The sequence below is a fragment of the Chromohalobacter sarecensis genome (assembly GCF_023061135.1).
GTDB classification, from domain to species: domain Bacteria; phylum Pseudomonadota; class Gammaproteobacteria; order Pseudomonadales; family Halomonadaceae; genus Chromohalobacter; species Chromohalobacter sarecensis.
On sequence record NZ_JAKGAN010000003.1, the window covers coordinates 298,502 to 312,769 of the forward strand.

Consider the following 14,268-nt stretch of genomic DNA (forward strand, 5'->3'; position numbering starts at 1 on the left):
TGGGTCGAAGCCGAGTATGATGGTGGTAGTGACAGCCAGTGCGGGAGCGATAGGCATGCACGAGGACGAAGTAACCGCCGTGGTATTGGCGGGAGGAGAAGGGCGTCGCATGGGCGGCCGCGATAAAGGCTGGGAGTCGTTTGCGGGCGAGCCCTTGATTGCGCACGTGGTGAAGCGTTTGGCACCTCAGGTCGGGCGTATCGCGATCAACGCCAATCGCAGTTTGGAGCGCTACCGTGCGCTGGGCTACCCGCTGATCAGTGACCGCGAGGCCGGCTATCACGGGCCGCTTATGGGTATGTGGAGCGCGTTATGTGCCGTGGATACCCCTTGGGCATTGTTCGTACCCTGCGATTCTCCGGCGCTGCCAACCGATCTGGTGAAGCGTCTGCAGGAGGGACGCGGTGAGCAGCGTATCGCGGTCGCACATGACGGCCAGCGGGCGCATCCGGTAGTGGCCTTGATCGATACCGCGCTGCGCGACGATCTCGGCGCGGCCCTACGCGATGGTGAGCGCAAGATAGATCGTTGGTATGCGCGCCACCCTTGGTGCCATGTCGATTTTTCTGATCAACCCGAGGCGTTCGCCAACCTCAATTCCCCCAATGACCGTGACGTTATGGAGCGGCGCTGGCGCTCTGATGGGTCATTTTGACCCGGCGGCTGCCTTTCCGTGCGATTGTCGGAGAGCCAAGGCGATTCGCTATCGCGTCAATGGCGATTCCTCGGCATGTTTGTTGCGTCCTGTTATCTATTGAGGGTTCTCCCCTGACGACTTGGCATGAGGACGACGAGACGCGATGACCTTATCGCTCGATGCGCTAGACACGCCACTGCTGGGTATCGCCGCTTGGAGTGGGACCGGCAAGACGACGCTGCTTGAGGCACTTTTGCCCAGGCTGGCCGAGGCAGGCATGCAAGTGGCGGTGATCAAGCATGCCCATCACGCCTTCGATGTCGACCGTCCCGGCAAGGATAGCTACCGTCTGCGTCAAGCCGGTGCGACGCCGATGCTGGTGGCGTCGGGCAAGCGTTTTGCCTTGATGATGGAAACGCCCGAACGCGAGGAAGCCGATCTCGCGGCGCTGATTCCCCATGTCCTGCCCTTGGCGCCGGATCTGATTCTGGTCGAAGGCTTCAAAGCCTGGCCGCTGCCCAAGCTGGAGCTGCATCGCCAAGCAGTGGAAAAGCCGCTGATGGCGGCTGATGATCCCTGGGTACGCGCGGTGGCGACGCCCGACGATATCGCGCTGCCGAACGGTGTCGAGCGCTTGTCGATGGACGATCATGACGCCCTGATCGACTGGCTGCAGGCCTGGCCGCAACGTTGGTTCGAAATGCGTCGTGGCCCCCGGGAGACGTCATGACCTTATCCTGTTTTGAGCTAGGCGAGCGCATGCTCAGCGTCGACGAGACGCTCGAGGCCCTGGCGGCGATGACGCCGCCATCGGTCGCTACGCATCGAGTCAGCCTGGCGGCGGCTTGCGATCGGGTGCTGGCGGAGGATGCCGTCTCGCCGATCGACGTGCCGCAGAATACCAATGCCGCCATGGACGGTATCGCGCTGGCATGGCTCGACGATGTGCCAGCAGGCGATTTGTTCGTGGACGTGGTCGGCGATGTCCTGGCGGGTACGCGGTTGGCGACAGCGTTGGCGCCGGGCCAGGCGGTACGCATCACCACCGGGGCACCGCTGCCCGCTGGCGCGGATACTGTCATCATGAGCGAGCAGCTCGCTGATGCCGGCAGCCCAGAGCGTGTGCGTATCGAACGGTCCGAGCGGGTGCGGCGTGGGCAGAATGTGCGCCAGGCCGGCGAGGATATCGCGCGCGGCCAACGTGCCTTGAGTGCTGGGACACGCTTACGGCCGCAGCACTTGGGACTGCTGGCCTCGCTGGGGTACGCGGAGATCGAGGTGTTTCGTCCGCTGCGCGTGGCGGTTTTTTCCACCGGTGATGAAGTCACGGCGCCGGGCGAGGCGCTGCCGCCCGCCGGCATCTACGATACCAACCGTTTTTCGTTGCAGGGCCTGCTGAACCGCTTGGGCTGCGACGTTATCGACCTGGGCATTCTCCAGGATGATCTCGACAGTATGCGCGACGCCCTTGCGGCGGCGGCCCGCGAGGCGGATATGGTAGTGACCAGCGGGGGCGTCTCGGTCGGTCAGGCCGACTGGGTCAAGCCCGCGCTGACGGCCATCGGCGAACTGGGGCTATGGCGAATCGCCATGCGCCCCGGAAGACCCTTGGCGTTCGGGCGTATCCATCAAACGGATGGCGTGACGGTGCCTTTCTTCGGACTGCCCGGCAATCCCGTGGCGGTCATGGTGACTTTCCTGCAATTCGTGCAGCCGATGTTGCGGCGCATGCAGGGTGAACATGACTGGCAACCGTCACGTCTCACGGCGCTGGCCGCCGAGCCATTGAAAAGCCGCGAGGGACGCGTCGATTACCATCGCGGTGTCTATACCTGTGATGGGGCCGGCCAACTGTGGGTGCATACCACGGGCCGTCAAGGATCGGGCATTCTCAGCTCGATGGTGGCGGCCAATTGCCTTATCGAAATCGGTGACGGATGTGCCGCCGTCGAGGCGAGTGCGCCGGTGACGATACAACCGTTCGGTGACCTGACATGAGTTTGACCCATCTCAATGCACGTGGCGAAGCCCACATGGTGGATGTCGGCGATAAGGCCGAAACGCAGCGCGAGGCCGTGGCCAGCGGACGCATCATCATGCGCCCGGAAACACTGGCATTGCTGGCCGAGGGCGGCTTGCCCAAGGGCGATGTGCTGGCGACGGCGCGCATCGCCGGTATTCAGGCCGCCAAGCGCACGCATGAATTGATTCCCCTGTGCCATGCGTTGCTGCTGTCCAAGGTGAGTGTCGATTTTCGCCTCGATGAAGCGGCATCCTGTGTGCATGTCGAATCGCGTTGCCGTCTGGCGGGACGTACAGGTGTGGAGATGGAGGCGCTGACCGCCGTCTCGGTCGCGTGCCTGACCCTCTACGATATGTGCAAGGCGGTCGACAAGGACATGACGATCGAAGGCGTGCGTCTGGAACACAAGACAGGCGGCAAGTCCGGTGAGTGGCATCGCGCCTCTGCGGACGTATCCACGACGCGCGACGCGTCTGAACCCCCGTCCGTCGACAGCGCCGCCATACGCGTCAAGTTTCTCGCCGAATTGCGCGAGCGACTCGATATCGAAGAAATTGAAGTGCCGGTCGCAGCGCTGAAAAGCCCCGATGTCGCCAGTCTCAAGGCCGCGCTTGAGGCACAGGATTCTCGCTTTTCGGCCTTGTCGGCCGCGCGCATTCTATGCGCCGTCAACCATGCCATGGCGAATGAGGAAACGTCGCTCTCCGAGGGGGATGAAGTGGCGTTTTTTCCGCCGGTTACCGGTGGATGAGGAGGCAATCATGATCGATGTGCGTGTGCAGTCTCCGGTCTTCGATGTGGGCGAGGAGCAACGCCAATTGCTGGCGGGGCGTCGCGATATCGGTGCCGTGGTGACCTTCACCGGCTTGGTACGCGATTTCAATGAACGTCCGGACGTTCAGGCCCTGTCGCTGGAGCATTACCCCGGCATGACCGAAGCGGCGCTGCGTGACATTGCCGAGCAGGCGACGGCGCGCTGGCCGCTCGATGGGATACGCGTCGTGCATCGTGTCGGCCGCTTGTCGCCGAGCGACCCTATCGTCATGGTCATGGTCGCGAGTGCCCATCGGCGCGTGGCATTCGATGCCTGTGATTTTCTCATGGACTATCTCAAGACACGTGCGCCATTCTGGAAGAAAGAACACACTGCAAGCGGGACGTATTGGGTCTCGGCGCGTGACAGTGACGCGCGGGACGCGGCCCGTTGGGAGGAAGCATGACCGAGCTGATCGACAACTTTCAGCGCCAGATTCGCTATGTGCGTATCTCGGTGACGGATCGCTGTGATTTTCGCTGCGTCTACTGCATGAGCGAGGACATGACGTTTTTGCCGCGCGCACAGATATTGACGCTCGAGGAGATCGAGCAGGTAGCACGTGCGTTCGTCGAACTGGGCGTAGAAAAGATACGTTTGACCGGCGGAGAGCCGCTGGTGCGGCGTGGCATCGACGACCTGGTGTCGCGTGTCGGCGCGCTGCCGGGTCTCAAGGACTTCGCCATGACCACCAACGGCGCGGGATTGGTCAAGCATGCCAAGGCACTGCGCGAAGGCGGTATGCAGCGTCTCAATATCAGCATTGATTCACTCGATCCCGAGCGCTTTCGCAGTTTGACGCGCACCGGCGATCTCGAGAATGTCATCGCTGGTATTCGTGCCGCGCGCGATGCCGGGTTCGAGCGTATCAAGCTCAATGCCGTCGTGCTCAAGGGGCGTAACGACGATGAGGTTCTCGATTTGGTCGACTTCGCGCGCCAAGAAGGCGTGGATATCAGCTTTATCGAGGAAATGCCGCTGGGTGACGTTTCCGATCATTCGCGTGAAGAAACCTTTTATTCCAGTGATGATGTCCACGCAGCCATTGCTTCGCGTTATGCGCTGTTGCCGACGACGGAAAATACCCTAGGGCCATCACGTTATTTCCGGATGCCGGATAGCGATTCGCGCATCGGGTTCATTTCACCGCACAGCCATAATTTCTGCGACACCTGTAACCGCGTCAGGGTGACGGTGGAAGGGCGTTTGCTACTCTGCCTCGGCAACGAGCATTCGGTCGATCTACGCGAGGTTTTACGGCGTTATCCGGGTGATATGGAGCGTCTCAAGCAGCGCATCGTCGAGGCCATGCCCTTGAAACCCGAGCGCCATCATTTCCGTACGGATGGTGATGTCGATATCGTGCGCTTCATGAATATGACGGGCGGATAATGTTTTGTGCGTGCTCTTTATTCGCGGTAGCGTGATGCACCTCCTGACCATAAAGGTATAAGATTCAATTTGGATTGAGGAGATTATTTTCTTGCTAAACCAAGTTCGAGTCATATACTTTTCAGAAACGCCAAGGCGTTATGCTGCAGGTTGGTTATTTTAAATGGAGGAGGCGAATGTCCACTGATACTCTGGAGCGCATTGCGCGAAATAAAAACGTGGCTCGCGCTGCCGCGCGACAGCTCAGCATGGAGCAGCTCCACAAGCTGTCGGAAGTCATCGGTGAAGTGATCGAACAGAAGCAGCAGGAAGATCATAAGCGCCAAGCCGAAGAAGCCGATAAAGAGCGTAAGTTGGCGGAAATTCGTGAAGCGATGAGCGATGCCGGTCTTTCTTTGGACGACTTGATGTCCGAACAGCCCCGCAAGCGTCGCGGGCGCCCGCCGAAGAAAGACAAGGAACGCAGCAAGAAGTAAGTAAGTGCCGCATATAGAACGATAAAAAACGGACCTCAGGGTCCGTTTTTTTAATGCTGAATCATGAGTCGAGAGGCGATGTCTCTTCCGCCGCCATGATATGCAGATGGACATCGGGAAGATGACGCAGGTGCGCGTCGAGCCAACGCATCAAAGGGGCATGCAATTGTTGGCGTAACGTGGCGATGGTGTCCGCCTCATGCATGCCCAACTGATCATCGAGCCAATCGGCGAGAGCAATGTCGTCGAGTGCCAGGTTGTGACTGGTATCCCACAATAGGCGTCCTACGCGAGCCCACCCCGACGCCTGTCGAACGACCGGAAGCGTCAAACTCAAGATGCCGCTGCGGCGGTGCATGCTCGACATGGCGGGAGCGTGCAATCCTTCCAGCGGATGAATGCGGTTCTGGGTGACGATATGCGGTGCCAGAGAGTGTCGGGCAAGGCAGGTCAGACCTTCGTTATCGAAGCGGAGCATGTCGCCGTTGCGCGGGATCCAAGGCACCTCGATGCCCAGCGATTCCGCCAAGTCACGGTGCGCTTGTTGGTGTTGAAATTCGCCATGCACGGGCAGCAAGTGTTTGGGGGTAAGCCATCCATAAAGACGCTGCAATTCTTCCTGTGCGGGATGTCCTGAGGCATGCAGCTCGGGATGATTGCGTTCATCGTAAAGGGTGACGTGGGCGCGCTTGAGTCCCGCCTGTAACCGCTCGATCAGCAATTCGTTTCCCGGGATCGCCTTGGCCGAGAAAATCACGCTGTCGCCTGGCTGGAGTTCGAAATCGGCGTGCTGTCCCTGAGCCAGGCGGGACAGTGCGGAACGTGGCTCTCCCTGGCTACCGGTAGCGATGACCAACACCTCTTCGGGCGGCAAATAGCCAAGGTCGCGAACGGGGACCAGCGAGGGGAAGTCCTCGAGATAGCCAAGCCCTCGGGCGACATTCACCATGCGCTCCATCGAACGCCCCATGAGGCTGACGCGGCGTCCGCAAGCCTTGGCGGCACGGCCAAGTGCCAGGATGCGCGCCAGGTTACTGGCAAAGCAGCTGACGATCACGCGGCCGGAACAGGCGCCGATCGTCGTCTCGAGCGCGCGCGCGACGTCGCCTTCACTGCGGGAATGACCGGCGACAGGCGCATTAGTGGAATCGCCGACGACGAGGTCAATAGGCGCCAGTGCCTGGAAACGCTGCGGGGATACGGGGTCACCGATCAAGGGCTCGGGGTCGAGTTTCCAGTCGCCGGTATGCAGGATCCGGTGAGCGGGGGTCGCCAATAGTAGAGCACAGCTTTCAGGAATCGAGTGCGGCAGTGGCAAGAAGCGTATATCGAAAGGACCGCTTTGTGTGGCCTCATCGGGCGTGATGACGTGGATCGCATCGGTGGGCAGTTGCTGCTCGGCGAAGCGTAGGCGCAGCAAGCCGGCGGCCAGTGGCGTGGCATGGATGGGGCATTGCCAACGTGGCCACAGCCAGGCAATCGCGCCGATGTGATCTTCATGCCCGTGCGTCACGAGGATCGCCTGAGGGACGATACCCAGAGAAGGCAGGAGGTCGACATTGGGGACTTGCAAAGGCGCCTGCGGAAGATCCTGGCGAATCATCATGCCGCAGTCGACCACGATCCAGTGATCAAGGTGCCCGTAAAGAGTGAAATTCATGCCGATTTCACCGCAGCCACCGAGGGGCAGTATCTGAAGGGGCGGCTTGCGGCGGGGGCGTATCTGGATGCGTGGTTGGGACATCGTTATCCCTTAACGTGGAGATGCCCATTACTATACGGGATGCCCCGGCGCGGCCACAATCGAGGCTTCTTGTGGTGATCGAATTCGCTACAATAGACGCCCTCTGGTGAGACGTGCCGCCCTCAAGGGGCGCCGATCACCGCTTCATTTCAGGATTGATGGTAGCGCGCATGTCCCATTCTTATCGTCTTATTGTCTCGTGCCCCGACCGCGTGGGCATCGTTTCCCGTGTATCCAGTTATATTGCCGGTCACGGAGGCTGGATCACCGAGGCCAATCAGCACTCGGACTTGGCCACCGGGCGCTTTTTCATGCGCTACGAGATCAAGGCCGAGTCGTTGCCGCTGAGTATCGATGCGATGCGCGACGACTTTTCCACCATTGCCAGTGAGTTCTCGATGGACTGGGCACTGAGCGATACTGCGAAGCCCAAGCGCGTTGTCCTGATGGCCTCGCGTGCGTCGCATTGCCTGGTCGATCTGCTGTATCGCTGGACCGCGGGTGAACTCGATTGCGAGATCCCCTGTGTGATCTCCAATCATGAAGCGCTGCGAGCATTGGTCGAATGGCATGGCATTCCGTTTCACCATGTGCCGGTCGATGCGAACGACAAGGCGGCGGCATTCGCCCAGGTCGAGGCGCTGGTCGAAGAGGCGCGGGCGGATACGGTGGTGCTGGCGCGCTACATGCAGATTCTGCCGCCCAATCTGTGCCAGCGATACGCGGGGCGTATCATCAATATCCACCACAGCTTCTTGCCCTCGTTCGCCGGTGCCAAGCCTTATCATCAGGCCTACGCGCGCGGCGTCAAGCTGATTGGCGCGACGTGCCACTATGTGACCGAAGAGCTCGACGCGGGGCCTATCATCGAGCAGGACATCCAGCGCGTGACGCACTGCCATACCGCCGATGATTTGGTGCGTCTGGGGCGTGACGTCGAGAAAGCCGTGCTGGCGCGGGGACTACGTTGGCATCTGCAGGACCGGGTCTTGATTCATGGCAACAAGACGGTCGTCTTCGCTTGAAGCTAGGTCAGTCGAAAAGTGTCATCTGACGGCGCTGCGCCTCGGGCGTCAGGCGTACGCCGACCCCGAGTAGGCGAACGGGACGTTCGCCGCGTGCCCAGGCGCCGTCCAGCAAAGCCTGAAAGCGTGTGGCCAGCGCTTCGCGACCCGTGGTTTCCAGGGTCGTGCTGCTGAAGTCATCGAAGCGAACCTTGACGAACAGCTTGTGAATGGCCGGCGTACCGTGCCGCGTCAGGCGCGCCATCAAGCGCTCAACGAGCGGCGAGAGCGCGTCGTGACAGCTTGCCAGGTCGGGCAGGTCGCGGTGATAGGTCGTCTCCACGCTGACAGACTTGCGTTCACGCTCGATCTGTACCGGGCGTTCGTCGATACCTCGCGCCAGCTCGAATAGTCGACGTCCGAACTTGCCGAAGCGCTCGACCAGAGATTCGAGTGGCCATTCACGCAGGTCGCGGCAGGTGACGATGCCTAGGCCTTCGAGCTTGGCCGCCGTTGCCGGGCCGACGCCGTGCAGTTGCTTGACGGGCAAGGCGAGGAGAAAAGGCTCGATTTCGTCCGGCGCGATGACGCATAGCCCATCCGGTTTATCCCAGTCGCTGGCCAGCTTGGCGAGAAACTTGCTGGGTGCCGCGCCCACCGAGATGACGATACCCGTGCGTGCCAGCGCCTCCTGCTTGAGCCACTTGGCCATCCAGGTCGCGCTTCCCTGAAAGCGTGTGACCTCGCTGACATCTAGATACGCCTCGTCGAGAGACAAGGGCTCCACCAGTGACGTCAATTCATGGAACAGCGCCTGGATGCGCGCCGAAACGGCGCGATACTTGTCGAAGTCCGGGGAGAGCCGTGTCAGATGCGGACACAAGCGCATGGCGCGCGCCATGGGCATCGCCGAATGGATGCCGAAGGCGCGCGCGGGGTAGTTGCAAGTGGCGACGACGCCACGCGTTTCGGGGCTGCCGCCGATCGCCAGGGGAATGTCACGTAACGCTGGATCGTCGCGCATTTCCACGGCGGCATAAAAGCAGTCGCAATCGGCGTGAAGGATCTTGCGCATGATGAACGGCGTGTCGGCTCAGTGCAGGCCGTTGCCGCCGCCGCCACGAATCACGCCGACGCCGAGACCTTCGATCTCGAGTTCCTGGTGGCGTAGATCGACCTCGATGGGTGAAAAATCCTCGTTTTCGGCGAGCAGCCAGACATGATGGCCTTGACGCTTGAAGCGCTTGACGGTGACATCGTCTTCCAGGCGAGCGACGACGATCTGACCATCGCGAATCTGTTGAGTGCGATGCACGGCGAGCAGGTCGCCATCGAGAATGCCGGCATTTTTCATCGAGAGCCCGCGAACGCGCAGCAGGTAATCGGCGCGAGGGGTGAAATAGTCGGGTGCGAGAGGGCAGTGCCGGTCGATGTGTGCCGCGGCGAGGATCGGGCTACCGGCGGCGACCTCGCCCACGACCGGCAGGCCGTCGCCGTTGGCCGAAGCGCTATCGTCCTCCCCGGTGAGGCGGATGCCGCGTGAAGTGCCAGGAATCATGCGAATGACGCCCTTGCGATCGAGCGCGCGAAGATGTTCCTCGGCGGCGTTCGGCGAGCGAAAGCCCAAGGCCCGGGCGATTTCGGCGCGCGTCGGTGGGTAGCCAAGCTCATTCATGGTCTTGACGATAAAATCAAAGACGTGTTGCTGGCGCGAAGTTAACGAGCGAGACATGGGGCCTCCGGCAGGCACTGACGTGTTCAAGCATACAGTATGTGATTGTATCCAGTCTTTGGCGTGGTGCAACCATTCGCGCCGTCATTCTCACAGGGGCATGGCGTTTCAAACGTGGAGGATTTGTCGTTATCGACGACAAGGCTTAGAATCGAAATGTTTTAAACATCCGTTTATTCCACGCGGGGCGCCCCATGGCTCAGACAGATACAGTGACGCGCATTCTCGATACCGCCGAGGTCCTGTTCGCCGAGCGGGGGTTCGCCGAGACCTCGCTACGGACCATCACCAGCAAGGCCAAGGTCAATCTGGCAGCCGTCAATTACCATTTCGGGTCCAAGAAGGCGCTCATTCAGGCGGTCTTCGCGCGCTATCTCGATCCCTTTTCCGAGCGCTTTCACCAAGCCCTGGATGAGCTCGAGGTGCAATACCGGGACGAGGCCATTCCCCTCGAGGTGTTGTTGGAGACGCTGGCGCGCACGGTGTTGGAAGTCCCCGCCGAGCGCAATAGCCTGAAGGTGTTCATGCGCTTGCTGGGGCTCGCCTATACCCAGGCCCAGGGCCACTTGCGCCGTTACATCCAGGAACACTATGGCAATGTGTTCTCGCGCTTCAGCGACCTGGTGCGTCGTGCCACGCCGGAACTGCCCGAGGCGGAACGCTTCTGGCGGTTACACTTCATGCTGGGCACGGTGATCTTCACGTTGTCGGGTCTCGATGCCTTGCGCGATATCGCCGACAAGGATTATCACGAGCATGTCAGCGTGCGCGATTTGATTCGGCGTCTGCGCCCGGTGGTCGTGGCCGGCATGCAGGCGCCACTGCCCGATGATGCGCTGAAGGTGGCGGGATGATGCGAACGCCACAACTCGCCGATCTGCCCCCCGAACAAGGTATCTGGCTGGACATCGATCTCGGCGCGCAGTCGCTGACGATCCGTGAAGGGGACGCGTGCCGCGAGACGTTCGCGATTTCCTCGGGCGCTCATGGTGTCGGGCAGCACGAGGGCAGCGGGCAAACGCCTGTCGGTTGGCATTACGTGCGCGCGGTTATCGGTAATGGACTGCCACCCGGCAGTGTCTTTCGCGGACGGCGTCCCACCGGCGAGGTGTTGACGCCCGAACTGGCCCGTACTCACCCTGAGCGGGATTGGATATTGACGCGTATCCTGTGGTTGTGTGGTCTGGAAAGGGGCGTCAACCGCGGGGGCGATGTCGATAGCCAGCGCCGTTATATATACCTGCACGGCACGCCCGCCGAGGAGCCGATGGGGACGCCGGCCTCGCACGGCTGTATTCGGCTGCGTGACGAGGCATTGCTGACTGTATTGGAAGCCGCGCCGGCCGGCACGCCGGTCTGGTTGCATGACTGAAGAGGGTGTTTACACAGGGGCTGCGCTCGACGTCATGCCGCTCACCGCATAGAATCCTTCCTCCATTTGCCAGGAGCGCGACGATGACCCAACCTCTCGGCCCGGTCATGCTGGACATCGAAGGTACCCAACTCAGCGACGATGAACGCCGTCTTCTGGCTCGCCCCGAGATCGGTGGGGTAATCCTCTTCCAGCGCAATACGCATGATGCCGAGCAAGTGCGAGCCTTGACCCGGGCGATTCGCGACGTGCGCCCGGATATGCTGCTGGCGATCGACCAGGAAGGTGGGCGTGTCCAACGCCTACGCGATGGCGTGACGCGGTTGCCGTCCATGGCGACGCTGGCAGCCGGGTATGCCGAGATGCCCGATGCGGCGCGCGCCCTGGTCCACGAAACCGGCTGGCTGTTGGGCATGGAGATGGCGGCCTGCGGTTTCGACATTACCTTCGCCCCGGTGCTCGATGTCGACGATCAGCATTCGCCGGCTATCGGTGATCGTAGTTTTTCCGCCGATCCCGACATCGTCACGGTGCTTGGCGAGGCCTTCATCGATGGGTTGCACGAGGCCGGCATGATCGCCGTGGGGAAGCACTTCCCCGGGCATGGCGGCGTCAGTCTCGATTCACATCATGCTTTGCCCGAGGACACGCGCTCACTATCCGCGTTGCGCGAGCATGATCTGGTGCCCTTCAAGACGCTCTCCGGCAAGCTGGATGCCGTGATGCCGGCGCATGTGGTGTATACCGCGTTCGATTCGCGCCCGGCGGGCTTTTCCCCTTCCTGGCTAGGTATGTTGCGCGAGGAACTCTCCTTCAAAGGCGTGGTCTTTTCCGATGACCTGAGCATGGCCGGCGCCCACGTGGCCGGGTCACCCTCGGCGCGTGCCGAGGCCGCCTGGGCGGCAGGGTGTGACATGGTACTGGTGTGTAATGATCGTTCTGCGGCGCTCGAAGTGCTCGATGTGGCGGCCGGGCATTCTTCCAAGCGTCTGGGCAAGTTGCGTTACGGCCGGGCCCGCCCCGAGCTTGAGACGCTGCCGGCGTTGGCGCGTTGGCGTCGTGCGCATGCCCGTCTCGAAGCACTCTCGGAAACGCCCTCGCACTGACCCCGCCACTGACTACCAGCGTAGCCACCTGTACTAGAAGGAAGGATCTTCGTGTTTGATTTTTTCTCTCCCGTGATGGATTGGGTTCAAACCACTCTCGGCATGCCGCTGTGGGTGGCGGCGATTGGTTTGGTTATCGCCCTGACGCTGATCGTCGACCTGGTGAGCTGGGTTGTCATCTGGCGTCTCGGGCCGTTATTGGAGAAGACCAACAATCGTTGGGCAGACATCCTGATCAAGGCACTGCGACGCCCGTTGCGCCTCTGGATCTGGCTGATGGGTGTCACTCTCTGCCTGACCGTGGTTCGTTATCACTGGGAGATCGAGTGGGCGGAGGGGCATCTGACCCAGGCGCGCGCCGTCATTACGTTGCTCTTGCTGGCCTGGGCGGGGCTCAGGGCCGTGAAGCTTCTCGAAAAACGTCTGGTGTTTCCGCCAGCGGGGCATCGTGGCAAGTCCATGGATGCCGATACGGCATCGGCCGTGGCCAAGATATTGGGCGCGGTGGTCGTCGTCATCATCGGGTTGTTGATTCTCACGAGCTTGGGTGTCTCGCCTTCGGGTGTGGCCGCCTTCGGTGGGGCTGGCGGGCTGATCATCGGCTTCGCCGCCAAAGATATGCTGGCCAATTTCTTGGGTGGATTAATGATTCACCTGGACAAGCCGTTTCGCGTCGGCGACTGGATCAAATCTCCAGATCGCGATATCGAAGGGGTCGTGGAAGATATCGGCTGGCGCTTGACGCGCATCCGCACCTTCGCGTCGCGTCCGATCTATATCCCCAACTCCGCCTTCAGCAGCCTGGTGCTCGAGAACCCCTCACGCATGTGGAATCGGCGCCTATACGAAACCATCCGGGTGCGTTATACCGATATCGAGCGTGTGTCTGACATCGTCAAGGCAATCCGCTCAATGCTCGATGCGCATGATGACGTGGATACCGATGAGCAAACTCTGGTGTACTTCCAGAGCTATGGTGAACATGCGCTGGAGTTGATCGTGTATGCCTTTGCCAAGACCACTGACTGGGCCGAATTCCAGTCGATGAAGCAGGACATTCTGTTGCGTGTCTACGATATCGTTCGCGAGCATGAAGCACGTCTGGCATTGCCCGCTTCCGAATTGCATATTGCTGGCCCGGTGGCGATCACCGACGAAACGAGCGGTGATAGTGTGCAGAACGAGGCCGGCAATAATGACGCCGATGCCGGTGACGATCAGAACGCGACATCCGGTACCACCCACTCGCAAGCGGCGTCCGACCGCGAGGCGCCCTATACATCGTCTCGCCAGCGTTCGCGCAATGCCGGACGAGGCGAAGTGAATGAAGCTTCCCAGGATCACGACCAGGAATCCGATGCCTAACCAATCTACTCCCGTGTGCCAGGAATCACTGGCGACCATGCGCGATGTCATGGCGCATGCCGATTGCCTCATTTCGCAGCAGGAAGTCGAGCGTGCGCTCGATCGTATGGCGGAAGAGATCACCCAAGACCTGGGCGACAAGCTACCGGTTTTCTACTGCGTGATGAACGGCGGTCTGATCACCACCGGGCATCTACTGACACGGCTCGGCTTCCCGCTGGAAGTTGATTATCTACATGCGACGCGCTATCGGGGCGGTGTGCGTGGAGGCGAGCTTTTCTGGCGCGTTTCACCCGAGATTCCCATGGCCGATCGCCATGTGGTGATCGTCGACGATATCCTCGATGAAGGCACGACGCTGGCGGCGATTCTGGACTATTGTCGTCGAGCGGGGGCGGCGAGTATTGCGACGGCGGTACTCGTCGACAAGCGTCACGACCGTAAGGCCGTACCGGATCTCCAGGCGGATTATTGCAGCCTCGAAGTCGTCGATCGCTATGTGTTCGGCTTCGGTATGGACTATAAGGGCTACTGGCGCAATGCGCCGGGGATCTTCGCGCCGCGCGGTATGTGAGTAAGCGCTCTGCCGCCATAAAGCCATCG

General features: G+C 61.0%; 16 protein-coding genes. 13 read left to right on the top strand and 3 right to left on the bottom strand.

From position 1 onward, the window contains the following. The first annotated feature begins 55 nt into the window (after positions 1-55). From mobA to L1071_RS07220, 7 genes are all read left to right on the top strand, one after another. Positions 56-655 (top strand): molybdenum cofactor guanylyltransferase MobA, encoded by a 600-nt coding sequence (gene mobA, locus L1071_RS07190; protein ID WP_246970713.1) that lies wholly within the window; start codon positions 56-58, stop codon positions 653-655. Between the two features lie 145 nt (positions 656-800). Further along, the gene (mobB, locus tag L1071_RS07195) at positions 801-1,367 is read left to right on the top strand and encodes a molybdopterin-guanine dinucleotide biosynthesis protein B (protein ID WP_246970733.1); all 567 of its coding nucleotides are present in this window, start codon (positions 801-803) and stop codon (positions 1,365-1,367) included. Then, positions 1,364-2,635 (top strand): bifunctional molybdopterin-guanine dinucleotide biosynthesis adaptor protein MobB/molybdopterin molybdotransferase MoeA, encoded by a 1,272-nt coding sequence (locus L1071_RS07200; protein ID WP_246970749.1) that lies wholly within the window; start codon positions 1,364-1,366, stop codon positions 2,633-2,635. Before mobB ends, L1071_RS07200 begins: the two co-directional genes overlap by 4 nt. Further along, positions 2,632-3,411 (top strand): cyclic pyranopterin monophosphate synthase MoaC, encoded by a 780-nt coding sequence (moaC, locus tag L1071_RS07205; protein WP_246970765.1) that lies wholly within the window; start codon positions 2,632-2,634, stop codon positions 3,409-3,411. Before L1071_RS07200 ends, moaC begins: the two co-directional genes overlap by 4 nt. A 10-nt stretch (positions 3,412-3,421) precedes the next feature. Next, on the top strand, positions 3,422-3,880 hold the full coding sequence (gene moaE / locus L1071_RS07210; RefSeq protein WP_246970768.1) for a molybdopterin synthase catalytic subunit MoaE: 459 nt from the start codon (positions 3,422-3,424) through the stop codon (positions 3,878-3,880). After that, positions 3,877-4,866, top strand: a complete 990-nt coding sequence (gene moaA, locus L1071_RS07215; protein ID WP_246970771.1) for a GTP 3',8-cyclase MoaA — start codon at positions 3,877-3,879, stop codon at positions 4,864-4,866. The genes moaE and moaA overlap by 4 nt, the downstream gene beginning before the upstream one ends. 176 nt (positions 4,867-5,042) lie before the next feature. Then, a complete protein-coding gene (locus tag L1071_RS07220) occupies positions 5,043-5,342 on the top strand; it encodes an H-NS family histone-like protein (protein ID WP_246970773.1) in 300 nt (99 codons plus the stop codon). A 61-nt stretch (positions 5,343-5,403) separates the two neighbouring features. Here the strand turns inward: L1071_RS07220 and L1071_RS07225 are convergent, their stop codons facing one another. Further along, complete coding sequence (locus L1071_RS07225) at positions 5,404-7,086, bottom strand: ribonuclease J (protein ID WP_378110408.1); 1,683 nt, start codon at positions 7,084-7,086, stop codon at positions 5,404-5,406. 170 nt (positions 7,087-7,256) lie between these two features. Here L1071_RS07225 and purU point away from each other — a divergent pair, with 170 nt between their 5' ends. Then, the gene (purU, locus tag L1071_RS07230) at positions 7,257-8,111 is read left to right on the top strand and encodes a formyltetrahydrofolate deformylase (protein ID WP_246900668.1); all 855 of its coding nucleotides are present in this window, start codon (positions 7,257-7,259) and stop codon (positions 8,109-8,111) included. A 7-nt stretch (positions 8,112-8,118) separates the two neighbouring features. Here the strand turns inward: purU and dinB are convergent, their stop codons facing one another. Continuing rightward, positions 8,119-9,165, bottom strand: coding sequence for a DNA polymerase IV (gene dinB / locus L1071_RS07235; RefSeq protein ID WP_246970789.1), 1,047 nt, complete (start codon positions 9,163-9,165; stop codon positions 8,119-8,121). An 18-nt stretch (positions 9,166-9,183) separates the two neighbouring features. Next, on the bottom strand, positions 9,184-9,822 hold the full coding sequence (lexA, locus tag L1071_RS07240; RefSeq protein WP_246970798.1) for a transcriptional repressor LexA: 639 nt from the start codon (positions 9,820-9,822) through the stop codon (positions 9,184-9,186). Positions 9,823-10,016: 194 nt separating this feature from the next. On the opposite strand from lexA, the gene L1071_RS07245 reads away from it, so the two are divergent. The 5 genes from L1071_RS07245 to L1071_RS07265 all read left to right on the top strand — a co-directional run bounded on the left by L1071_RS07245 (position 10,017) and on the right by L1071_RS07265 (position 14,239). Beyond that, positions 10,017-10,676: a TetR/AcrR family transcriptional regulator gene (locus L1071_RS07245; protein WP_246900675.1), complete on the top strand. Its 660-nt coding sequence runs from the start codon at positions 10,017-10,019 to the stop codon at positions 10,674-10,676. Continuing rightward, positions 10,676-11,194, top strand: a complete 519-nt coding sequence (locus L1071_RS07250; protein WP_246971163.1) for a L,D-transpeptidase — start codon at positions 10,676-10,678, stop codon at positions 11,192-11,194. The genes L1071_RS07245 and L1071_RS07250 overlap by 1 nt, the downstream gene beginning before the upstream one ends. 83 nt (positions 11,195-11,277) lie before the next feature. Next, positions 11,278-12,300, top strand: coding sequence for a beta-N-acetylhexosaminidase (gene nagZ, locus L1071_RS07255; protein ID WP_246970801.1), 1,023 nt, complete (start codon positions 11,278-11,280; stop codon positions 12,298-12,300). 51 nt (positions 12,301-12,351) lie between these two features. Beyond that, positions 12,352-13,665: a mechanosensitive ion channel family protein gene (locus L1071_RS07260; RefSeq protein ID WP_246970805.1), complete on the top strand. Its 1,314-nt coding sequence runs from the start codon at positions 12,352-12,354 to the stop codon at positions 13,663-13,665. Further along, positions 13,658-14,239, top strand: coding sequence for a hypoxanthine-guanine phosphoribosyltransferase (locus L1071_RS07265; RefSeq protein ID WP_246970807.1), 582 nt, complete (start codon positions 13,658-13,660; stop codon positions 14,237-14,239). The genes L1071_RS07260 and L1071_RS07265 overlap by 8 nt, the downstream gene beginning before the upstream one ends. The last annotated feature ends 29 nt before the right edge of the window (positions 14,240-14,268 follow it).